This is a genomic window from Serratia sp. CY33802 (assembly GCF_052169095.1).
Classification (GTDB): Bacteria; Pseudomonadota; Gammaproteobacteria; order Enterobacterales; family Enterobacteriaceae; genus Serratia; species Serratia bockelmannii.
This window is the reverse complement of record NZ_JBJNLL010000002.1, coordinates 382,703-402,934: the sequence shown is the minus strand read 5'-3', so window position 1 is coordinate 402,934 and position 20,232 is coordinate 382,703. Positions and strand designations below refer to the sequence as shown.

Below are 20,232 nucleotides of genomic sequence, written 5' to 3'. Positions count from 1 at the left end.
CGTAAACATGAACCATCCATTTATCATGTTGTCGGAAAGCTGAGTAATCCATTAATATGGATTTAAATGATTTGAGCACACGAATAGGGGGGGATGTGCTAGTTAATATATTATCCGGACAACCACGCGCCGCGAGCGTTCGTTGGTTAGGTGCTACCGTATTGTTCACGCTGTTCAGTTCGCCGGCATGGGCCTTTTCTATTGATGATGTCGCCAAGCAGGCGCAGGATCTGGCGGCGAAAGGTTTCGAAGCCCCGAAGAGCAACCTTCCTTCTCAGTTCCGCGAGATGAAGTTCGCAGACTATCAGCAGATTCAGTTCAATCACGATAAAGCCTATTGGAGCAAGCTGAAAACCCCTTTCAAGCTTGAGTTTTATCATCAGGGGATGTACTTCGATACGCCGGTGAAAATCAACGAAGTCACCTCCACCAGCGTAAAACAGATCAAGTACAGCCCAGATTACTTCAACTTCGGTTCGGTCAAACACGACCCTGAATCGGTGAAAAATCTCGGTTTTGCCGGCTTCAAGGTGCTTTATCCGATCAACAGCGCCGATAAAAACGATGAGATCATGAGCCTGCTGGGCGCGAGCTATTTCCGCGTGGTGGGTAAAGGGCAGGTTTACGGGCTTTCCGCTCGCGGCCTGGCTATCGACACCGCTTTGCCGTCCGGCGAAGAGTTCCCGCGTTTTCGCGAATTCTGGGTTGAACGTCCGAAGCAGGGCGACAAGCACCTGGTGATCTACGCGCTGCTGGATTCCCCGCGTGCCACCGGCGCTTACCGCTTCACGGTGATCCCGGGCCGCGACACCACCGTGGACGTCGAGTCTAAAGTGTTCCTGCGCGACAAGGTGGGCAAACTGGGCCTGGCGCCGCTGACCAGCATGTACCTGTTCGGGCCGAACCAGCCGTCACCGACGCTGAACTACCGCCCGGCGTTGCACGATTCCAACGGTCTGTCTATCCATGCCGGCAACGGCGAGTGGATCTGGCGTCCGCTGAACAATCCTAAACACCTGTCCGTCAGCACCTATACCGTTGAGAATCCGAAAGGCTTCGGTCTGCTGCAGCGCGGTCGCAACTTCAAAGAATATGAAGATCTGGACGATCGTTACGATCTGCGTCCGAGCGCCTGGATCGAACCGAAGGGCGACTGGGGCAAAGGCAAGGTCGAGCTGGTGGAGATCCCGACGGCGGATGAAACCAACGACAACATCGTCGCGTTCTGGACGCCGGATACCTTGCCGGAAGCCAAAAAGCCGCTGACGCTGAGCTACCGCCTGAACTTCACCCGCGATGAAGACAAGCTGCATTCGCAAGACATCGCCTATGTGGCGCGGACCATGCGTTCGACCGGTGACGTGAAGCAGTCCAACCTGATTCGCGAGCCAGACGGCAGCGTGGCTTTCCTGGTCGACTTCGTTGGCCCGGTGCTGAAAGGACTGGATGCCAATACCCCGGTCGCCTCTCAGATCAGCATCGGCGACAATGGTGAAATGGTAGAAAACAACGTCCGCTATAACCCAGTGACCAAAGGCTGGCGCCTGACGGTGCGTCTGAAAGTGAAAGACGACAAGAAGCCGGTAGAAATGCGTGCGGCGCTGGTCAATGGCGATAAGACTCTGTCGGAAACCTGGAGCTATCAGCTACCTGCCAATGAATAAGCCTACTCAACCCGCCCAGGATTATCTTGCGGCGTTGCCTCTGACCGCTGAGCGGTCAGAGGCGCTCAACCCTCAAACGGCGGATGACGCTCAGGCTCTGGAGGCGCTCCATCGGCAGATGGGCGCCGCCGACGCCAACGTCAATAGCCTGTCGGCGGATGACGTGGCGCTGGCCTCGGTCAAACCGCGTATCGAAAACGCCTGGCCGGATGCGGTCAGCGATGACGACTTCGATACCGACGCCGAAGGGCGTGCCATTCTGAAGGCGACGCCGCCGATCAAACGCACCACCATGTTCCCGGAAGCCTGGCGCACCAACCCGGTGGCGCGCTTCTGGGATTCTCTGCTGGGGCGTTCTCCGCACAATCGGCACGCCACCAAAGAGGAAGCCGCGGCCGAGAACCGCTGGCGTGTCGTCGGCTCCATGCGCCGCTATGTGCTGCTGGTGCTGATGCTGGTGCAGACCGGCATCGCCACCTGGTACATGAAAACCATCCTGCCTTATCAGGGCTGGGCGCTGATCGATCCTATCGCCATGTTGGATCAGGATCTGATGCAGTCGGTCCTGCAACTGCTGCCGTATGTGCTGCAAACCGGCATTCTGATCCTGTTCGCCGTGCTGTTCTGCTGGGTCTCGGCCGGTTTCTGGACCGCGCTGATGGGCTTCCTGCAGTTGCTGATCGGCAAGGACAAATACAGTATTTCCTCTACCATCAAGGGCGATGAGCCGATCAACCCGGCGCACCGCACCGCGCTGATCATGCCGATCTGCAACGAAGACGTCGAACGCGTGTTCGCCGGCCTGCGTGCGACCTATGAGTCCGTCGCCGCGACCGGTCAGCTGGAACACTTCGATATCTACGTGCTGAGCGACAGCTACGATCCGGACATCTGCGTGGCGGAGCAAAAGGCGTGGATGGAGCTGTGCCGCGATGTCGACGGCCACGGCCGCATCTTCTATCGCCGCCGCCGCCGCCGCGTAAAACGCAAGAGCGGCAACATCGACGACTTCTGCCGTCGTTGGGGCGGTGAGTACAGTTACATGGTGATCCTGGATGCCGACAGCGTAATGAGCGGCGAATGCCTCACCGGGCTGGTGCGTTTGATGGAAGCCAACCCGAACGCCGGCATCATCCAGTCGGCGCCGAAGGCGTCCGGTATGGATACCCTGTATGCGCGCGTGCAGCAGTTCGCCACCCGCGTTTACGGGCCGTTGTTCACCGCCGGCCTGCATTTTTGGCAGTTGGGCGAGTCGCACTACTGGGGCCATAATGCCATCATCCGCGTGAAGCCGTTTATCGAGCACTGTGCGCTGGCGCCGTTGCCGGGCGAGGGCTCCTTCGCCGGTTCAATCTTGTCGCACGACTTCGTTGAAGCGGCGCTGATGCGCCGCGCCGGCTGGGGCGTGTGGATCGCTTACGATCTGCCGGGCAGTTACGAAGAGCTGCCACCAAACCTGCTGGACGAGCTGAAACGCGACCGCCGCTGGTGCCACGGCAACCTGATGAACTTCCGCCTGTTCTTGGTGAAGGGTATGCACCCGGTGCACCGTGCGGTGTTCCTGACCGGCGTGATGTCTTACCTGTCGGCGCCGCTGTGGTTCATGTTCCTGGCGCTCTCCACCGCATTGCAGGTGGTGCATACGCTGATGGAACCGCAATACTTCCTGCAGCCGCGGCAGCTGTTCCCGGTCTGGCCACAGTGGCGGCCCGAGCTGGCGATTGCACTGTTCTCCACCACGCTGGTGCTGCTGTTCCTGCCGAAGTTGCTCAGTATTGTGCTGATCTGGGCCAAGGGCGCGAAAGAGTACGGTGGGGCGTTCCGCCTGTTCATTTCGATGCTGATGGAAATGCTGTTCTCGGTGCTGCTGGCGCCGGTGCGCATGCTGTTCCATACCGTGTTCGTAGTGAGCGCCTTCCTCGGTTGGGAAGTGGTGTGGAATTCTCCGCAGCGTGACGATGACGATACGCCTTGGGGTGAAGCGTTCCGCCGCCATGGCTCGCAGATGTTGCTGGGCCTGGTGTGGGCCGGCGGCATGGCGTGGCTGGATCTGCGCTTCCTGTGGTGGTTAGCGCCGATCGTGTTCTCGCTGATCCTGTCACCGTTCGTGTCGGTGCTGTCGAGCCGCGCAACGCTGGGCATGAAGAGCAAACGCGCCAAGCTGTTCCTGATCCCGGAAGAGTACAACCCGCCGCGCGAGTTGCTGGCGACGGAAGAATATCTGCATCTCAACCGCAACCGCGCGCTGACCAACGGCTTTATGCATGCGGTGGTCAACCCATCCTTCAACGCGCTGGCGACGGCGTTGGCGACGGCGCGTCACCATCTGCGTGCGACGCTCGATCGCAACCGCGAGGAGCGGGTGAACGAAGCGCTGCAGCTGGGGCCGGAGAAACTGGTGAAGGGCAAACGTCTGGAGCTGCTGAGCGATCCGGTTACGTTGGCTCGTTTGCACCAGCGCGTTTGGCTGTTGCCGGAAGGCGCCGCCTGGCGTGAGCACTATCAGCAGTTGCCGCACAACCCGCTGGCGCACCCAACGGGCCGGCGTTAATCGCTGAACGGCAACGCTCAAACGGGGAATGCGCATGGCGCGTTCCCCGTTTTTTTTTACCTTTTGCTTACGCGCGCCGATGCCGGTGGAGAAAGGGAACTGTGATAGACTGCGGCCGATGCGTTGTTCACTCGCGAAACAACCCTTTGCTCAGAGTCAATGTCGTGAAGCTCTCTTCCTACCTTCGGCTGGCCTGCGTGGCGGCCGGCGTGATGGTCTTAACCGGTTGCGGCAGCATCATCAGCCGCACCATGCCCGGCGCGGGGCATGGCCACCAGTACTATCCCGGCGTGCAGTGGGATTTGCGCGATACTCCCTGGCGTTACGTCACGGTGATAGATGTGCCGTTGTCGATGGTGGTGGACACCTTTATGCTGCCGTTCGATGCGCAGCACGGCCCCTATGAATAAACCTGCTCAGCGGGTGGCGAACACCACCAGCTGATAGCCTTTCTGCCCACAGTGGAAAGGTGCCAGCGCCGTCATGCCCAACCCTTGCACGTGAGCGGCCAACGAATGCGGATTGTCGTCGTCGATAAACAGCGCGCCCACGTCGTAGTCATGACTGGTGTGCGCTTTGACGGCGGCGTAGAGGCGTTTCAGCACGCCTTTGCCGCGCCAGGCGGCGTCGAGGCAAACCGGGCCGTAGAGAAACACCCGCTGCTCACTCAGCGCCCGCCCGGCGAAGGACTGCGTGGCGAGCGTCGCCAGCATCGCATCCACCACCGGTGGCCGCGGTTGCACGTCGGCAGGCATCAGGCAAACGAACCCTGCCAGTTGGTTCTCCTGTTCGGCCACTAGTATGCCGATGCCGCGGTTGATCGCCGTCAGCTGCGCCTCATTCATGCGCGATACGATAAATCCCTGCCGTTTTTGGCGCTCGTCGAGCGCTTCCGGCACGTTTTCCCCCTGCAGCTGCAAAATGGCGGGGTAGTCGGTAGAGCGGGCCCGGCGGATAATCATGTTGCCTCCTTGGCGATAAAAATGTGGTGCGGGTTAACGTTCATCCCACTCATCGGCCGCGGCCTGGCCTTCTTCGGTATCCAGCGGCGGTTCGAGCTGGAAGTCGCCTTCTTCCCATTCATACAGGGTATTTTCGTCTATCCACTCGGCGGTAATTTCCACCTCGTCGTAGTCCCCGTCGAAGATCGCCTGTGCCGCCGCACCGCTGCGCAGCGTCAGGCATTCCACCGCTTCACCCTCTTCTTCGAAGAACTCCGCCTGCCACATCGTGTCGCCATCCTGCATCACGTACTTTTGCAGATTGAACTGCTGCGGCACCGGCGGTTCGTCACCGCTGCCGCCTTCGGCGGTGTCGATAAACTCTTCGCGTGCGGCCTCGATGGCTTCTTCCAGGGTTGCATACAGGCTCATGTTCGCCTCCGTTGACAATGAGAATAAAGCGTCCGGCGTGCTGCCGGCGCGGTGGGGAAAAACGTCAAAACTAATTGTTGTCTCACTGGCGCAGGATGCAAATTTTTTTGTTGTCCGCTCTGCGACGACGGTTGTCCGCAAAGCGGGAGAAGCAGGCGCGGAGACGGGAAATAATGACGGTATCGTTCACTCAGGCATCAGGAGAAGCCCATGTTAATCGACCCTTCAAGCAAATACCGACCGTTCCCGCCGGTGACGTTACCGGATCGCCAGTGGCCTGCGCGCACGCTGCGGCAGGCGCCGCGCTGGTGCTCCAGCGATCTGCGCGACGGCAACCAGGCGCTGGCGGAGCCGATGGATAACGCGCGCAAGCGCGAATTCTATCAATTGTTGTTGCAGTGCGGTTTCAAAGAGATTGAGGTGGCTTTCCCTTCGGCGTCGCAAACGGATTTCGATTTTGTGCGTGCCCTGATCGACGAGCAGCTGATCCCGCATGACGTCACGATTCAGGTGCTGACGCAGTCGCGCGACGATCTGATCGATCGTACCTTCGAGGCGCTGCAGGGGGCGCCGCGGGCTATCGTGCATCTGTACAACGCCACGGCGCCGATGTTTCGCGACATCGTGTTCCGCCAGGATAAGGCCGCTACCGTGGCGCTGGCGGTGAACGGCGCGCGGCGCATTCGCCGGCATTGTGAGGCTCAGCCCGATACCGCCTGGTGCTTCGAGTATTCGCCGGAAACCTTTTGTTTTACGGAATTAGAGTTCGCGCTGGAGATCTGCGAAGCGGTGGCGGAGGTGTGGCAACCGGGGCCGCAGCGGCCGATGATTATCAACCTGCCGGCGACGGTGGAAGTGAGTACACCCAACGTGTATGCCGATCAGATTGAATGGTTCTGCCGCCATTTCAGCCGTCGCGCCGATGTGGCGATCAGCGTGCATCCGCATAACGATCGCGGTACCGGCGTGGCCTGCGCGGAGCTGGCGCTGTTGGCCGGCGCCGATCGGGTCGAAGGCTGCCTGTTCGGCAACGGAGAGCGTACCGGCAACGTCGATCTGGTTACGCTGGCGTTGAATCTTTATACCCAGGGCGTGGCGCCGGGCCTGGACTTCAGCCGCCTGAAACAGGTGGTGGAAGTGGTGGAACAGTGCAATCAGCTGCCGGTGCATCCTCGCCATCCTTATGCCGGCGAATTGGTGTTTACCGCCTTCTCCGGTTCGCATCAGGATGCGATCAAGAAAGGTTTCGCCGCGCAACGCCAGCGACAAGATGGCTGGTGGCAGGTGCCTTACCTGCCGCTCGATCCCGCCGATGTCGGCTGCAGCTATGAGGCGGTGATCCGGGTTAACAGCCAGTCCGGCAAAAGCGGCGCCGCCTGGCTGTTGGAGCAGAACCATGGGCTGGCGTTGCCGCGCGGTTTGCAGATTGATTTCAGCCAGGTGGTCCAGCGGGCGACCGACGGCAGCGGTAAGGAAATGAGCGTTGCGCAGCTGTGGCGCTTATTCCGCGACACTTACGGGCTGGTGGAGCAGCCGTGCTTGCAGCTGTTGAGCTACCAGACGGAAAGTCACGGGGTAGAGGCCTACAGTTTCAACGCGAGAGTCGCCTGGCAGGGGGAGACACTGCGGTTGCAGGGCGCTGGCAACGGCCTGCTTTCCAGCGCGGTGGATGCGCTGCGCCAACGCTTCGGCTTGCCGTTGGCGATCGAGGATTACCACGAGCACACGTTGGGGCATCAGAGCGACAGTCGAGCGGTGGCCTATATCCGCTGTGCGCTGCCGCACGGTGAGGCGAGCTACGGCGTTGGCATCGACGTCGACTCCGCCAGTGCTTCGCTGCAGGCGCTGTTCAACGTTGCCGGGCGCTATCTGGTGTCAACGTCGGCGCGGCCCGGCTGAAATAGTCGCTGGGCGCGACCCCCAGCACTCGGCGGAACATGGCGCTGAACGCGCTGGGGCTGTCATAGCCGAGATCCAGCGCCACTTCCAACACCGAGCGGCCGGTCGCCAGCGCGTTCAACGCCGCCAACAAACGGGCGCGTCGCACCCAATCACTAAAATGCAGCCCGGTTTCTCGCTGGAAGCGCCGCGACAGGGTGCGTCCACTGACGCTGAGCTGAGCGGCCGCCTGTTCCAGCGTCCAGGGCTGTACCAGCGTAGTCTGAATATGGCGGCACAGGGCAAGCAGTGAGGCCTCACGCGGTTCGGGCAAGTGCAGCGGCAGACTCGGCAGCATTCGCAACTCATCCAGGATCAGTTCCATCACGCGCTCATCGCGCCCGCCGCTGGGATAGCCGGGCGCAATCTCCATCGCACAGATAATCAACTCGCGCAGCAGCGGCGAAATCTGCACCACCTGGCATTGGGCCGGCAGATCGGCGCGCGCCAGCGGATCGATGAACAACGTCCTGGCCGCTACCTGGCCGGTGATGCGCAGACTGTGCACCACTTTCGCCGGTACCCAGACGCCGCGGCCGGGTGGCACCACCCAACTGCCGAGCCGGGTAGTGACCTGCACCACGCCGCTCAGGCTGTGGATCAGCTGCGCGCAGTTATGGTAGTGCTCCGGCTCGCTGTCGCCGTGGCGATAATCCCTGGCTAACGGCCGGATGGGCTGATCGGGCGGCAGAACGTCGTGAAACAACAGCATTGTAAGCAGTCTCCGCACGGCAAAAGGGGAAATGACAGGATGCCATGCGGCGCTGTTTCACACCAGTCTGTGGCGTGGTACGGCAAAATAGTTTATAAAATGATATTATATAATTTTATATATTGATGGAGGGGCAATGGATATTGACGCGATGCGCAAGGCGGCGGCGCAGGCCGGCGCGATGCTGCGCACTCTGGGCAACGAAGATCGGCTGCTGCTGCTGTGCCGGCTCAGTCAGGGCGAGATGGCGGTGAGCGAGCTGGCGCAGGCGCTGGATATCCGCCAGCCGACGCTGTCCCAGCAGCTTGGCGTACTGCGGGAGGAAGGGTTGGTGTCCACCCGGCGCGCCGGCAAGCAGATTTACTATGCGGTGGCCGATGCTAAAGCGTTGGCGCTGCTCCACACCCTGTATCAACTTTATTGCCCGCAACCGGAGAACCGCGATGACCATTGACTGGCCACACTTCACGCCTTATTCCGCGCTGGCGGGAGGGGCTATTATCGGCGGCGCGGTGGCGCTGCTGCTGCTGTTCAACGGCCGGATCGCTGGCATCAGCGGCATTACCGGCGGTGTCTTGAGTGCCGCTGGCTGGGAGCGGGGCTGGCGCGCCGCATTTATTGGCGGGTTGCTGCTCTCGCCCTGGCTGTATGCTGCCGCTGCGACTTTGCCGTCCGGTGAGATCGCGATCGGCAACGGCGGGCTGGCGGCCGCAGGGCTGTTGGTGGGATTGGGCACTCGATTGGGCAGCGGTTGTACCAGCGGGCACGGCGTGTGCGGCGTCGCACGGTTGGCGCCGCGTTCGCTGGCCGCCACGGCGGTGTTTATGCTGCTGGGCTTTATGACCGTGTGGTTGATGCGCCACCTGGCGGGAGGTTGAGAATGCTTAAAACGCTGTTGGCGCTGCTGAGCGGCATCATTTTCGGTCTGGGGCTGATCGTCGCCGGCATGGCCAATCCGGCCAAAGTGTTGGCGTTTCTCGACGTTACCGGCGCGTGGGATCCCTCGCTGGCGTTGGTGATGGCGGGTGCGATCGCGGTGGCGGCGCCGGCCTTCCTGTGGGCGAGGCGACGCGAGCGTAGCCTGTTGGGGGAAACGCTGCAGATCCCGGCCGCCGGGCGTCTGGATCGTCGTTTGCTGGCGGGCAGCGCACTGTTCGGCATCGGGTGGGGTATCGCAGGTATTTGCCCCGGTCCAGCCTGGGTGTTGGCCGGGGCGGAGATAAGCCGGGTATGGCCGTTCCTGCTGGCGATGCTGGCGGGTATGGCGCTGTATGACGTTATCATGAGGAGGAGGAGTACGTGTCGATAGCCAAAGCGGTGTTGCGCATCGCGCGCCCGACCGATCGGTTGCAAGAGATTGCTACGCTGTATTGCCGCGGGCTGGGTTTCGAAAAGCTGGGTGAGTTTGTCGATCATCAGGGGTTTGACGGCATGATGATTGGGCATCCGCAGCATGCCTACCATCTGGAGTTCACGCAGCATCGTGGGGTGCGGGTCGGGCAGGCGCCGACGCAGGATCATCTGCTGGTGTTTTATCTGCCGGATGAGAACGAATGGCGGGCTGCGTGTGAGCGGATGCAGGCGGCAGGGTTTTTATCGGTCGCCGCCTATAATCCCTATTGGGATCGGGCGGGGCAAACCTTTGAAGATCCTGATGGCTATCGGGTGGTATTGCAACATCAGGCTTGGCAGGCATAAAAAAACCGGCGCATCGAGCGCCGGTTTGCGAGATAAAACGGGGTATCCGTCAGACGTTGGTCGCCGGTTTTTGCGCGCTCTTGGACTGGGTATTTTCCAGCATGCGGCGAATCGGCACGATCAGCACGATCAGCACGGCGGCGCAGATCAGCAGCGCGACTGAGCAGCGAGCGAACAGATTCGGCAGCATATCCAGTTGGTCGGCCTTGACGTGACCGCCGATCAGACCGGCCGCCAGGTTGCCCAACGCGCTGGCGCAGAACCACAGCCCCATCATCTGACCGCGCATTCTCTCCGGCGCCAGCAGCGTCATGGTGGCCAGCCCGATCGGGCTCAGGCACAGCTCACCCAGCGTCAGCATCAGGATACTGCCTACCAGCCACATCGGCGATACGCCGGCGCCGCCGTTGCTCAGCACATTCTGCGCGGCCAACATCATCAGGCCAAAACCACCGGCGGCGCACAGGATGCCGATCACGAACTTGGTGATGCTGCTCGGACGCACGTTATTGCGCGCCAGCGCAGGCCAGGCCCAGCTGAAGACCGGTGCCAGCAGGATGATGAACAGGGCGTTGATCGACTGGAACCACACCGCCGGGATCTCGAAGTCGCCGATCATGCGATTGGTGTAATCGTTGGCGAACAGGTTAAACGAGGTCGGTTTCTGTTCAAACGCTGACCAGAAGAACGCGGCGGAGATCAGCAGGATGAAGCACACCAGCAGGCGTGCGCGCTCTTTGCGGCTCAGGCCGGCAAAGGCGAACAGATAGATGAAGTACAGGGTGACCGAGGCGGCGATGACGTACACTAGCACGCTGGCCACCTCGACCGGGTTGATAACGATCGTGCCCTGAGCGATCAGCACGATGGCCGCCACCAGGATGGCCGCCAACGCCAGCAACCAGGCACCGACGCCTTTTTTCTTCGCGACCGGGCTGTTCCAGGTGGAGTCCAGACCCACTTCGCGATCATAGCGTTTCATTGCCGGGACGGCGAACACCCGGAAGATCACCAGCGCCACCAGCATCCCGATACCGCCGATGCCGAAGCCCCAATGCCAGCCGTGTGACTTGATCAGCCAGCCGGAGATCAGCGGGGCGATGAACGAACCGATGTTGATGCCCATGTAGAACAGCGAGAAACCGCCGTCGCGACGTGCATCGCCTTTCTTGTACAGCGTGCCGACCATCACCGAGATACAGGTCTTGAACAGGCCTGAACCGAGCACGATGAACATCAGACCGATGAAGAACAGGTTGGTGCCCATCACTGCGGACAGGGCGATCGACAGGTGGCCGAGCGCGATCAGGATCGAACCGTACCAGACGGCCTTGCGTTGGCCGAGCCAGTTATCTGCCAGCCAGCCGCCCGGCAGCGCCGCCAGGTACATGCTGCCGGCGAAGATGCCGACGATCGCCGACGCGTTCTCACGCGCCAGGCCCAGGCCGCCGTCGTACACGGTGGCAGCCATAAACAGGATCAGCAGCGGACGGATGCCGTAGAACGAGAAGCGCTCCCACATTTCGGTGAAGAACAAAGAACCCAGTGGATAGGGATGGCCGAAGAAGGTCCGGCTTTCTGACTTATTGACAGAGGATTGCATAACGATTTCCCAATAAAAGGCGCTGCAAGGCTGCAGCCCGTACTGTGGTATGTATGTGTATTTAATGAAGGCGATCCGCCCAATGCGGATTACCCGACAAACACCGCGGCTGCAACGCTGATAAACCGTGGAAAGCGTGCTGACCTTTTCTTCACTTGGCCGATGCTTCACATCTGGCGTGATATTATTTAACCATTTGATAACTGGTCGTTGGTTTTGTCTAGTACCTGTATCCCATTTTTTAGACGAAAAGTCGACAAGCATCTCCTTTTCTGGTTTTTCTGTTGGTTATGACAGGAATATGATTGACAGCGGGTTTTATGCGCTGAAAGTTAATTAATTGTTGATAAACAAGATGTTGAGATAAGAATGTTCTGAGCGGGGCGAAAGTTCACAGGCCTGAAGGAAGCATTATTAAAAGTAGGGGAAACGCGCCGTTGATCTGACCAACGGCGGAAAGTGGCGATAAATGCAGCTATGACTCTTCCTGCAGCGTGTCTTCCCGCCTATAGCCCGGCCGTCGCCGCAGACACCACCAGGAATAACCGGCGTTGAACAGCACCACCAGCGCGGTGACCGCGAAGACCGCGCGAAAACCGTAGCCGGCGGAGATTGCGGCGCCGAGCAGCGGGCCGCTGACGTTGCCAACATCGCGGAACGACTGGTTGTAGCTGAAAATACGGCCGGCCACCTGATTGGTGCAGTTGTAAATCAACAACGTCTGTACCGCCGGCAGCAACGCGCCGTCGGCCGCCCCCAGCAGAAAACGCAGTACCCCGAGCTGCCACGGCGTCTGCACGAACGCCATCGGGATCAGTAACAGCACCGAGACGATCAGCATAAAGACCAGAATGCGTTCCGGGCCAATGCGATCGCCCAGCTTGCCCAGCCGCGGGGCGCTCATTAATGCCGCGACGCCGGGCACCGAGGCGATAAGCCCGCTGATAAACGCCAGATTGTGGGTGGCGCCGGCCAGATCGCGCACATACAGCGTCAGGATCGGCGCAATCGAGCCGGTGGCGATCTGGATGATCATGGTGGTGACAAACAGGCTGAGCACCAGTTTCGGGTTCTTCAGCGAAGCGAACACCTGTTTTGCATGCAACATGTCGCGCTTTTGCACCGGGGTGAATTGTTCTTTGACATACAGCAGCGTCAGTACGAAGCAGACGAACAGCACCGCGGCGGTGATATAAAACACCGGGCGCAGGCCGTACAGATCGGCTAACAAACCGCCGATCAATGGGCCTATCAGCGCACCGCCGACGCCGCCGGTAGACAGGGTGCCGAGCGCCCAACCGCTGCGGTTGCGCGGCACCTGGGTGGCGATCAGCGCGTTGGCGTTGGGAATGAACCCGCCGAGCAGCCCCAGCACCGCACGCAGCGCGAGAAACTCCCAGACCGTTTGCGCCATGCCCATCAGCGCCATGACGATCGCCATACCGAGCGCTGAACGCAGCAGCATCAGTTTGCGGCCGCGTCGGTCTGCCAGGGCGCCCCAGAACGGCGCGGCGATAGCGGAAAACAGGAAGGTGATGCTGAACAGCAGACCGGACCACATGTTGAGCGCCTGATGGCCGGTAACGCCCAGCGTCTCTACGTACAGCGGCAGAAACGGCATCACCAGGCTGAAGGCGGCGCCGGTGAGAAAACATCCCAGCCAGGCGACGAAAAGGTTGCGTTTCCAGTTAACGGGTTCTGCTGCCGAAGCCATAAATGTCCACTGCCGAAAGGTGACGCGTTTTGCCAGCGGCAAGATGAAGGGGCAAAACGTGAAAGTTAGCCTGGTAAGTATGCGCCGCAAGCGCAGCGACGGCAAACGAGGGGACAAAGATTGGGCGAAAAATGAAATAAAGTTTTAAAAATGACGTTTAAACCTTATTCCGCGCTTAGCGCGCGGAATTTACAGCGTTTTATAGTCCGGTCAGCGCCTCGAAACCGGCGGCGGTGGTGGTGGCGCTAAAGTCGGTGACCTCGTAGTGGGCTACGGCGTTGAAGGGATCTTCGGCCAGGATGGCGTCTAACTGCGCACGGTCAATGCCCTTGGCCAGGATCACGCCGCCGGTGCGGGGATTCTTGCGGCCGGAGGCGACGAAGGTGCCATCCTGAAAATATTTCTTAAGCCAGGCGATGTGCCCGTCAAGGTGGCTGTCGACGTCGGCGATCGGGCGATGGTAGGTCAGGCTGACAATGTACATAACGGCTCCAGGGTGGGCGGCAAAGGCTTTACCATCCCACCCTCGCCGTCGATTCTCAAGAGGCGCGCAATAAAAAACCCGCCGGTGGCGGGTTGGCTTGATCAGTAAAGAGAAGGCTCGCCTTCCGGGCGGGTCTTGAAGCGGCGATGCAGCCACATATATTGGTCCGGCGCCATCAGGATCTCTTTTTCCACCACCTTATTCATGAAGGCGGCGGCCTCGAGTTCGTTATCCAGCGGGAAGTTTTCCACCGCCGGTTGCATGATCAGCTCATACCCTTTGCCGTCCGGCAGGCGGCGCGGGGTGAACGGAACGATCGCCGGTTTACCCATCCGCACCAGCACGTAGCTGCCGGTGGTGGTGGCAGCCTTGTCCACCGCGAACAGCGGCACGAAAACGCTGCTGCGCGGGCCGTAGTCGTGATCCGGCGCATACCAGATGATATCACCCTGTTTCAGGGCGCGGATCATGCCTTTGATGTCTTTGCGGTCCAGCATCGATTTGTTGGAACGCATGCGGCCCCAGGTTTGCAGCCAGTCCATCAGCTTGTTGTCGTGCGGGCGGTAAACGCCGATGCCCGGGTTGTGAATGCCGAAGATGCGCGCGCCCAGCTCCAGCGTCAAAAAGTGCAGGCCAATCAGCAACACGCCCTGCTGGTTGTCGCGCGCTTGTTGGATGTGCTCCAGGCCACTGACCTTGAACCAGCGCTCGATGCGCCAGTTGGGCCAGAACCACGCCATGCCGGTTTCAAACAGCCCCATGCCGACCGATTCGAAATTCTTTACCACCAGCGCATCGCGTTCGGCCTGCGGCATGTCGGGAAAACAGAGCTCGAGGTTGCGTTGGGCGATAGCGACGCGTCGCTTGAGAAAGCGCATGGAAAATCGCCCAATCGAGGTGCCGAGCCAGTAGATGACGGGGTAAGGCAGCAACACCAGCAGGTACAGCAAGCCGATGCCGACCCAGGTCAGCCAATAGCGCGGATGCAATAAGGAACGATTGAAAGTAGGAACTTGAGTCATGGGTTCTCTGTTTGAATACGGTTGTTTAAGTGTAATGACAGAGTCATCGCATGGTCTGGCAGCCGGGTGAGCTCGGCGGCAAGGTTCGTTTCTGCCGTTTGTTTGCGACTATTGTGGCATTTTTCTGGCGATCCGGGAAAACACAACGCATTAAAATCCCTCTTTGGGCGTTAAATATGCATCGAATGCCGAATTTTTCCACAATCTTTCCTGCCAAAGATAATGGCGATATTATTACTGGTAATTATTCAGAGGGTAAATATTTTGGCACCATGGATCAGTGCGGGGCTGCTGGTTTTGGGCGCGACGGTCGGCAGCGTTGGCGCGCATCTGCAGGTGAACGCGATATTGGCGCTCGCCGGCGTGATGATGGCGCTCGGCATAGTGGCTTCTGCGTTTACCGAAGGCGACGGACACTGAACGGGGCGCTGGCGCCAGGGCTGCGCGGCGGCGGTTTTTCGGGTATGATATGCGCCGCGCGCGGGCCGGCAGGCGGCGCGCGAAAATCAGTCACCTCCCGAAAGACAGGAAAGTACACCATGCCAGTGTTACATAACCGAATTTCTAATGAGGAACTGAAGGCGCGCATGCTGGCGGAAACCGAGCCGCGCACCACAGTTTCTTTTTACAAATACTTCTCCATCGACGATCCCAAAGCGTTTCGCGACAGCCTGTACGTTCAGTTCGAAAAACTGAAGGTGTTCGGCCGCATCTACGTGGCGAAAGAGGGCATCAACGCGCAGATCAGCGTGCCGCAGCATCACTTCGACGCGTTCAAAGCCGCGCTGTTCGCCTCGCACCCGGCGCTGGATCAGGTACGCCTGAATATTGCGCTCGAAGACGATGGCAAATCCTTCTGGGTACTACGCCTCAAGGTGCGTGAGCGCATCGTGGCCGACGGCATCGATGACGAGAGCTTCGACCCAAGCAACGTCGGCGAGTATCTGCAGGCCGATCGCGTCAATCAGATGATAGACGATCCGAATACGGTATTCGTCGATATGCGCAACCACTATGAGTACGAAGTCGGCCATTTCGAAAACGCCATTGAGGTGCCGTCGGATACCTTCCGCGATCAGCTGCCGATGGCGGTGGAGATGCTGCAGGACAGTAAAGACAAGAATATTGTCATGTATTGCACCGGCGGCATTCGCTGTGAAAAAGCCAGCGCCTATATGCTGCACAAAGGCTTTAAAAACATCTACCACGTGGAAGGCGGGATTATCGAGTACACCCGCAAAGCGAAAGAACAGGGGTTGCCGCTGAAGTTTATCGGCAAAAACTTCGTGTTCGATGAGCGTATGGGTGAGCGCATCTCCGACGATGTGATCGCCAACTGCCACCAGTGTGGAGCGCCGTGCGACACCCATACCAACTGCAAGAACGACGGTTGCCATCTGCTGTTCATTCAGTGCCCGAGCTGCGCCGCCAAATTTGAAGGGTGCTGTAGCGAGATTTGCCGCGAAGAGCTGAAGCTGCCGCGCGAAGAGCAACGCGCGCGCCGTGCCGGCCGTGAAAACGGCGTCAAGATCTTCAATAAGTCAAAAGGCTTGTTGCAGACTACGATGCACATTCCGGCACCGGAAGAAGAAGGCCCAGCCCGCTGAGCCTGAGGAAATGAGAAGCCCGGCCGCCAAACCGGGCTTTTTTTTATTTATTTCTCGCGTACGCCTTCTACGGAGATGATCAGCTCAACGTCTTGCGACGCCGGGCCCAGATCGGTGGTGATGCCGAAATCTTTCAGCTTGATCTTACCGTTGGCCTCAAAGCCGGCGCGGTAGCCGCCCCACGGATCGTTGCCCTGGCCAATCAGTTTGGCGTCCAGCGTAACGGGCTTGGTCACGCCGTTCAGCGTCAGGTTGCCGACCACCGCATAACCGTCGCCGCTTTTCTTCACTTCGGTGGATTCAAACTTGGCTTGCTTGTTCTTCTCCACGTTGAGGAACTCGGCGCTGCGCAGGTGCTTGTCGCGCTCGGCGTGGTTGGTGTCGACGCTGGCGGTATTGATGGTCACGTTGACCTTGTCCTTGGACGGATCTTTCTCGTCGAAGGTGAAGCCGCCGTCGAAGTCTTTAAAGCTGCCATACAGCCAGCTGTAGCCCAGGTGCTGGATGCGGAACTCGATAAAGGCGTGCTGGCCCTGTTTGTCGATCTTGTAGTCCGCCGCCAGTGCGGAACCGGCGCTCAGCAGCAGGGCGCCTGCGGTCAGGCCCAATACGGTCTTTTTCAACATAGCAATCTCCATAAATCCAAAGGTTAATCGGCGCTGCTACCCAGCATCCGTTTCAAAGTGACATCACGATCGATAAAGTGATGTTTAAGCGCGGCCAGCCCGTGCAGTACCGAAAGCACTACCACGGCCCAGGCCAGGTAAAGGTGTATGGCGCCGGCGGTGTCGGCCTGTTCCGCCATGCCGGTGACGGTGGCGGGCACGTCGAACCAGCCGAATACGCTGATCGGTTGGCCGTCGGCGGTCGAGATCAGATAGCCGCTGATCAGAATGCCGAACAGCACGGCATACAGCGCCAGATGCGCGAGAATAGCGCTGACGCGAGTGAGGCGACCATAGCTGGCCAGCGGCTTGGGTGGCGGCGAGACAAAGCGCCAGATCACGCGGATCACCATCACGATGAACAGCAGCGTGCCGATGCTTTTGTGGATCTCCGGCGCCTGATGGTACCAGACGTCATAATAGCCCAGCGTAACCATCCACAGACCGAGTGCGAACATGCCGTACACCGTCAGCGCCACCAGCCAGTGGATTAACACTGACACATGGCCGAAACGATCGGCGGTATTTTTCCAGAGCATCCTGTTTCCTTCGATTACCGATTGGCTGGCTGCAATAATTAAACTTTAGGAAACATAAAATCAATAATAAATTTAACTATGTTACTTCTTAGAAATATTAGTCAGTGAATTTGTTTGAGATGTTCGGGCTTCATCAGATAAATCGTTGAAGATGATATTATTTCCCTCATGGGGCGGTTGTGCTAGTTGTTGAAAATTAGGCTTATTATCTATTAATGTCAGCTTTTGTCATTTTACGTAAATCGTCCATGAGTTGCTCGGTGGAATTATTTGTTGGCAAACGTTATGCCTATTTCTTGCGGCAAAGAGCAGGGCGGAAAGATTAATTTTTTCGAACGGTTAGGCGAAATCCTCTGCGGCGTGACGGTGGACTTTGCTACCATTAGCGCCAAGAGTCGGCTCTTGGTGGCCGGTTAACCCAGTGAAATAACAAGGAAACGTCATGGGCCGAACCCGTGTGACCGACAGTAGCCTGCGTCTGGCCGTCCTGCTGGCGATGTTGGTGATCATTTTGGCCGGGGTGAAAGCCGCCGCCGACATCGTGGTGCCGTTTTTGCTGGCGGTGTTCCTCGCCATGGTGCTGAACCCGCTGGTGGCGATGCTGGAACGCCGACGAGTGCCGCGTATCGTCGGGGTGACGCTGCTGGTGACGGCGGTGATCGTGGTCGTGATGCTGTTTATCGGCATGCTGGGTGCTTCGCTGAACGAGTTCGCCCGCTCGCTGCCCCAGTACCGCGGCATGATGATCGAGAAGCTGCGCGAGCTGCAGCATTACGCCGATCGCTTCAATATCAGTCTCTCCAGCGAAGCGATGCTGCAGTATGTCGATCCCAGCGCGGCGATGAATCTGGTCACCCGCATGCTGGGGCACCTGTCTGGCGCCATGACCAACGTCTTCCTGCTGCTGATGACCGTGGTGTTTATGCTGTTCGAAGTGCAGCTGCTGCCGTATAAGCTGCAGCAGGCGCTGGATAAGCCGAACGAGGGGCTCGCCGCGGTGCGGCGGGCGCTGGACGGCGTGACGCGTTATCTGGTGATTAAAACCATCATCAGCCTGGCCACTGGGGTGATCGTCTGGATCTTCCTGGCGGCGGTCGGCGTGCGTTTTGCCTTTATCTGGGGGCTGTTGGCGTTTCTGCTTAACTACATTCCCAACATTGGCTCGGTATTGGCCGCCATTCCGCCGCTGATTCAGGCGCTGTTGTTCAACGGATTGGGTGATGCGCTGGTGGTGGCGGGTGGCTTTATCGCTGTCAACATGGTGATCGGCAATATCCTCGAGCCGCGCGTGATGGGGCGCGGGCTGGGGCTGTCGACGCTGGTGGTGTTCCTGTCGCTGATCTTCTGGGGCTGGCTGCTCGGCCCGGTGGGCATGCTGCTGTCGGTGCCGCTGACGATCGTGGCGCGCATCGCGCTGGAGACCACCGAAGACGGCTATCGGCTGGCGGTTATCCTGGGGGACGGTCGCCCGCCGCGCCAGCCTCCGGCGGCGCCGGAGTGAGGAATATTTTGCCATTCACGCCGGGCTGGGCGGCGTGGTGCAGCGCCGCTGCGTAGTGAGGCAAAGGATAAATCGCGGCGGGTGGGCGCAGCGCCAGCTGGCCGCGTCGCAACAGCTGGAATAACTGATAAAACGCCGTCTGCCATTGCGCCGGTGCCGCCTGTGCGTTCCATTTGCGCAAGTGGAACAGCGAAGCCCGCAGCTTTAACTCGTCCACCACGCGCCGCCAGTCTACCTGGCGGCCGCTAAGCAGGCCCAGCGCCACAAAATCGCCGCCGGTGCGGACCGCCCGCGCCAACTGCAATCCGTCTTCGCCGCCGATGCAGTCGATGGCCGCACGGGCGCCAAAATTCGTCATTTCCACCAGCTGCGACGCTTCGATAACGCGCCAGGCGCCGGCGGCCAGTAACGCCTGGCGATGAGCGGTGTTGCGCACCACGACCGCCAGACGAATGCCGCGCAGCGCCGTCATCTGCGCCAACAGCAGGCTAACGGCGGAACCGCCGCCGTTGAGCAGCAGTAAGTCGCCGGCGTTGAGCGGCAGCCATTGCGTCAACAGCACCCAGCAGGTGAGCGGGTTGATATAGATTTGCGCTGCGCAGGCGTCGTCGATGTCGTCCGGCACCCAGATCACCCGATCTTCAGGCAGCGTGACGAACGTTTGCCAACTGCCGTTACCCGCTACCGCCAGCGCGCGGCGGCCCGTTGAATGCCCATTCTGCGGGTTGACGACGACGCCCACGCCTTCATATCCCGGCACCTGAGGAAGGGCGATGCGGTGCGCGTATTGGCCGTGGATCGGGATCAGATCGGAAGGGTTGATCGGGGCATAGCGCATCTGCAATAACCGCTGTCCGGGGCGCAGCAGCGGTCTGCTCATCTGCTGCAATTCTAGCACCTGGGCGGGATCGCCGAAGCGGTTGAAGCTCAATCGGGGAAATAACGGCGGCATGGATTACATGACGAAGAAGAAATAGACATCCAACGCCAGCAGCACTAGCCACAGACACAGGTACAGCACCAGGTGCTCACGCACGTTGTTGACGATAGCCGCCAGTATTCGGTTTAACATTTCAGCTGCCTGAAGAAAGGGACCTTTGATTATAGTCCTTTTCTCGGCGTCTTTTACAGCGCGCCGCGCGTGAGTGCGGGAAGAGAGGC

Annotated in this window: 22 protein-coding genes; 11 read left to right on the top strand and 11 right to left on the bottom strand. The window is 59.6% G+C overall.

The features are described 5' to 3' along the window. Window positions 1–95: 95 nt before the first annotated feature. From mdoG to ACJ8HA_RS08485, 3 genes are all read left to right on the top strand, one after another. Window positions 96–1,664: a glucans biosynthesis protein MdoG gene (gene mdoG, locus ACJ8HA_RS08495; protein WP_025302384.1), complete on the top strand. Its 1,569-nt coding sequence runs from the start codon at window positions 96–98 to the stop codon at window positions 1,662–1,664. Further along, window positions 1,657–4,215, top strand: coding sequence for a glucans biosynthesis glucosyltransferase MdoH (mdoH, locus tag ACJ8HA_RS08490; RefSeq protein ID WP_025302385.1), 2,559 nt, complete (start codon window positions 1,657–1,659; stop codon window positions 4,213–4,215). Before mdoG ends, mdoH begins: the two co-directional genes overlap by 8 nt. 212 nt (window positions 4,216–4,427) lie before the next feature. Further along, on the top strand, window positions 4,428–4,625 hold the full coding sequence (locus tag ACJ8HA_RS08485) for a YceK/YidQ family lipoprotein (protein WP_049205154.1): 198 nt from the start codon (window positions 4,428–4,430) through the stop codon (window positions 4,623–4,625). A gap of 6 nt (window positions 4,626–4,631) precedes the next feature. Here ACJ8HA_RS08485 and ACJ8HA_RS08480 read toward each other — a convergent pair whose 3' ends face one another. Together ACJ8HA_RS08480 and ACJ8HA_RS08475 are read right to left on the bottom strand one after the other, a co-directional pair. After that, window positions 4,632–5,177: a GNAT family N-acetyltransferase gene (locus tag ACJ8HA_RS08480; protein ID WP_025302387.1), complete on the bottom strand. Its 546-nt coding sequence runs from the start codon at window positions 5,175–5,177 to the stop codon at window positions 4,632–4,634. 33 nt (window positions 5,178–5,210) lie between these two features. Next, window positions 5,211–5,588 (bottom strand): MysB family protein, encoded by a 378-nt coding sequence (locus ACJ8HA_RS08475; RefSeq protein ID WP_004927872.1) that lies wholly within the window; start codon window positions 5,586–5,588, stop codon window positions 5,211–5,213. A 210-nt stretch (window positions 5,589–5,798) separates the two neighbouring features. On the opposite strand from ACJ8HA_RS08475, the gene leuA reads away from it, so the two are divergent. Continuing rightward, window positions 5,799–7,487, top strand: a complete 1,689-nt coding sequence (gene leuA / locus ACJ8HA_RS08470; RefSeq protein WP_197770804.1) for a 2-isopropylmalate synthase — start codon at window positions 5,799–5,801, stop codon at window positions 7,485–7,487. Here leuA and ACJ8HA_RS08465 read toward each other — a convergent pair. Further along, window positions 7,438–8,238 carry an AraC family transcriptional regulator gene (locus tag ACJ8HA_RS08465; RefSeq protein ID WP_142590508.1) on the bottom strand — a complete coding sequence of 267 codons (801 nt, stop codon included), beginning with the start codon at window positions 8,236–8,238 and terminating at the stop codon, window positions 7,438–7,440. The two genes, leuA and ACJ8HA_RS08465, sit on opposite strands and share 50 nt — an antisense overlap. 136 nt (window positions 8,239–8,374) lie before the next feature. Between ACJ8HA_RS08465 and ACJ8HA_RS08460 the strand changes: the two genes are divergently transcribed. From ACJ8HA_RS08460 to ACJ8HA_RS08445, 4 genes are read left to right on the top strand one after another with little or no spacing between them, the layout of a single operon-like run. Further along, complete coding sequence (locus ACJ8HA_RS08460; protein ID WP_033638023.1) at window positions 8,375–8,692, top strand: ArsR/SmtB family transcription factor; 318 nt, start codon at window positions 8,375–8,377, stop codon at window positions 8,690–8,692. Next, window positions 8,682–9,116 carry a YeeE/YedE family protein gene (locus ACJ8HA_RS08455; protein ID WP_060447409.1) on the top strand — a complete coding sequence of 145 codons (435 nt, stop codon included), beginning with the start codon at window positions 8,682–8,684 and terminating at the stop codon, window positions 9,114–9,116. The genes ACJ8HA_RS08460 and ACJ8HA_RS08455 overlap by 11 nt, the downstream gene beginning before the upstream one ends. A gap of 2 nt (window positions 9,117–9,118) precedes the next feature. Then, window positions 9,119–9,547, top strand: coding sequence for a YeeE/YedE family protein (locus tag ACJ8HA_RS08450; RefSeq protein WP_142590507.1), 429 nt, complete (start codon window positions 9,119–9,121; stop codon window positions 9,545–9,547). Beyond that, window positions 9,538–9,936 carry a VOC family protein gene (locus ACJ8HA_RS08445; RefSeq protein ID WP_025302393.1) on the top strand — a complete coding sequence of 133 codons (399 nt, stop codon included), beginning with the start codon at window positions 9,538–9,540 and terminating at the stop codon, window positions 9,934–9,936. Before ACJ8HA_RS08450 ends, ACJ8HA_RS08445 begins: the two co-directional genes overlap by 10 nt. 49 nt (window positions 9,937–9,985) lie before the next feature. Here ACJ8HA_RS08445 and ACJ8HA_RS08440 read toward each other — a convergent pair whose 3' ends face one another. From ACJ8HA_RS08440 to ACJ8HA_RS08425, 4 genes are all read right to left on the bottom strand, one after another. Next, on the bottom strand, window positions 9,986–11,539 hold the full coding sequence (locus ACJ8HA_RS08440) for a peptide MFS transporter (RefSeq protein WP_442515297.1): 1,554 nt from the start codon (window positions 11,537–11,539) through the stop codon (window positions 9,986–9,988). Window positions 11,540–12,014: 475 nt separating this feature from the next. Continuing rightward, window positions 12,015–13,253, bottom strand: a complete 1,239-nt coding sequence (gene mdtG / locus ACJ8HA_RS08435; protein WP_025302395.1) for a multidrug efflux MFS transporter MdtG — start codon at window positions 13,251–13,253, stop codon at window positions 12,015–12,017. A 199-nt stretch (window positions 13,254–13,452) separates the two neighbouring features. Beyond that, window positions 13,453–13,737 (bottom strand): YciI family protein, encoded by a 285-nt coding sequence (locus tag ACJ8HA_RS08430; protein ID WP_089180764.1) that lies wholly within the window; start codon window positions 13,735–13,737, stop codon window positions 13,453–13,455. Window positions 13,738–13,838: 101 nt separating this feature from the next. Then, on the bottom strand, window positions 13,839–14,759 hold the full coding sequence (locus ACJ8HA_RS08425) for a Kdo(2)-lipid IV(A) acyltransferase (protein WP_025302397.1): 921 nt from the start codon (window positions 14,757–14,759) through the stop codon (window positions 13,839–13,841). A gap of 264 nt (window positions 14,760–15,023) precedes the next feature. On the opposite strand from ACJ8HA_RS08425, the gene ACJ8HA_RS08420 reads away from it, so the two are divergent. Then, complete coding sequence (locus ACJ8HA_RS08420; RefSeq protein ID WP_225735595.1) at window positions 15,024–15,179, top strand: histidine kinase; 156 nt, start codon at window positions 15,024–15,026, stop codon at window positions 15,177–15,179. A 119-nt stretch (window positions 15,180–15,298) separates the two neighbouring features. Beyond that, window positions 15,299–16,366 carry an oxygen-dependent tRNA uridine(34) hydroxylase TrhO gene (gene trhO / locus ACJ8HA_RS08415; protein ID WP_025302399.1) on the top strand — a complete coding sequence of 356 codons (1,068 nt, stop codon included), beginning with the start codon at window positions 15,299–15,301 and terminating at the stop codon, window positions 16,364–16,366. Window positions 16,367–16,413: 47 nt separating this feature from the next. Here the strand turns inward: trhO and ACJ8HA_RS08410 are convergent, their stop codons facing one another. Both ACJ8HA_RS08410 and ACJ8HA_RS08405 read right to left on the bottom strand, forming a co-directional pair. Then, window positions 16,414–16,992, bottom strand: coding sequence for a YceI family protein (locus ACJ8HA_RS08410; RefSeq protein ID WP_016928208.1), 579 nt, complete (start codon window positions 16,990–16,992; stop codon window positions 16,414–16,416). A 23-nt stretch (window positions 16,993–17,015) separates the two neighbouring features. Further along, entirely contained in the window at window positions 17,016–17,570 is a 555-nt protein-coding gene (locus tag ACJ8HA_RS08405; RefSeq protein ID WP_004927830.1) for a cytochrome b, read from the bottom strand. 442 nt (window positions 17,571–18,012) lie between these two features. Here ACJ8HA_RS08405 and ACJ8HA_RS08400 point away from each other — a divergent pair, with 442 nt between their 5' ends. Continuing rightward, window positions 18,013–19,071, top strand: a complete 1,059-nt coding sequence (locus tag ACJ8HA_RS08400; RefSeq protein ID WP_049205122.1) for an AI-2E family transporter — start codon at window positions 18,013–18,015, stop codon at window positions 19,069–19,071. Here the strand turns inward: ACJ8HA_RS08400 and ACJ8HA_RS08395 are convergent. After that, window positions 19,019–19,951 (bottom strand): zinc-dependent alcohol dehydrogenase family protein, encoded by a 933-nt coding sequence (locus tag ACJ8HA_RS08395; protein WP_351164064.1) that lies wholly within the window; start codon window positions 19,949–19,951, stop codon window positions 19,019–19,021. The genes ACJ8HA_RS08400 and ACJ8HA_RS08395 overlap by 53 nt on opposite strands. A gap of 75 nt (window positions 19,952–20,026) precedes the next feature. Continuing rightward, on the bottom strand, window positions 20,027–20,143 hold the full coding sequence (locus tag ACJ8HA_RS08390; protein WP_004927822.1) for a DUF2770 family protein: 117 nt from the start codon (window positions 20,141–20,143) through the stop codon (window positions 20,027–20,029). Window positions 20,144–20,232: the final 89 nt, after the last annotated feature.

Coding starts and splice junctions, on each gene's coding strand:
- mdoH (WP_025302385.1), top strand. CDS start 1,657: ATGAATAAGCCTACTCAACCCGCCCAGGATTATCTTGCGGCGTTGCCT.
- ACJ8HA_RS08485 (WP_049205154.1), top strand. CDS start 4,428: ATGGTCTTAACCGGTTGCGGCAGCATCATCAGCCGCACCATGCCCGGC.
- ACJ8HA_RS08480 (WP_025302387.1), bottom strand. CDS start 5,177: ATGATTATCCGCCGGGCCCGCTCTACCGACTACCCCGCCATTTTGCAG.
- ACJ8HA_RS08475 (WP_004927872.1), bottom strand. CDS start 5,588: ATGAGCCTGTATGCAACCCTGGAAGAAGCCATCGAGGCCGCACGCGAA.
- leuA (WP_197770804.1), top strand. CDS start 5,799: ATGTTAATCGACCCTTCAAGCAAATACCGACCGTTCCCGCCGGTGACG.
- ACJ8HA_RS08465 (WP_142590508.1), bottom strand. CDS start 8,238: ATGCTGTTGTTTCACGACGTTCTGCCGCCCGATCAGCCCATCCGGCCG.
- ACJ8HA_RS08460 (WP_033638023.1), top strand. CDS start 8,375: ATGGATATTGACGCGATGCGCAAGGCGGCGGCGCAGGCCGGCGCGATG.
- ACJ8HA_RS08455 (WP_060447409.1), top strand. CDS start 8,682: ATGACCATTGACTGGCCACACTTCACGCCTTATTCCGCGCTGGCGGGA.
- ACJ8HA_RS08450 (WP_142590507.1), top strand. CDS start 9,119: ATGCTTAAAACGCTGTTGGCGCTGCTGAGCGGCATCATTTTCGGTCTG.
- ACJ8HA_RS08440 (WP_442515297.1), bottom strand. CDS start 11,539: ATGCAATCCTCTGTCAATAAGTCAGAAAGCCGGACCTTCTTCGGCCAT.
- mdtG (WP_025302395.1), bottom strand. CDS start 13,253: ATGGCTTCGGCAGCAGAACCCGTTAACTGGAAACGCAACCTTTTCGTC.
- ACJ8HA_RS08430 (WP_089180764.1), bottom strand. CDS start 13,737: ATGTACATTGTCAGCCTGACCTACCATCGCCCGATCGCCGACGTCGAC.
- ACJ8HA_RS08425 (WP_025302397.1), bottom strand. CDS start 14,759: ATGACTCAAGTTCCTACTTTCAATCGTTCCTTATTGCATCCGCGCTAT.
- trhO (WP_025302399.1), top strand. CDS start 15,299: ATGCCAGTGTTACATAACCGAATTTCTAATGAGGAACTGAAGGCGCGC.
- ACJ8HA_RS08410 (WP_016928208.1), bottom strand. CDS start 16,992: ATGTTGAAAAAGACCGTATTGGGCCTGACCGCAGGCGCCCTGCTGCTG.
- ACJ8HA_RS08405 (WP_004927830.1), bottom strand. CDS start 17,570: ATGCTCTGGAAAAATACCGCCGATCGTTTCGGCCATGTGTCAGTGTTA.
- ACJ8HA_RS08400 (WP_049205122.1), top strand. CDS start 18,013: ATGGGCCGAACCCGTGTGACCGACAGTAGCCTGCGTCTGGCCGTCCTG.
- ACJ8HA_RS08395 (WP_351164064.1), bottom strand. CDS start 19,951: ATGAGCAGACCGCTGCTGCGCCCCGGACAGCGGTTATTGCAGATGCGC.
- ACJ8HA_RS08390 (WP_004927822.1), bottom strand. CDS start 20,143: ATGTTAAACCGAATACTGGCGGCTATCGTCAACAACGTGCGTGAGCAC.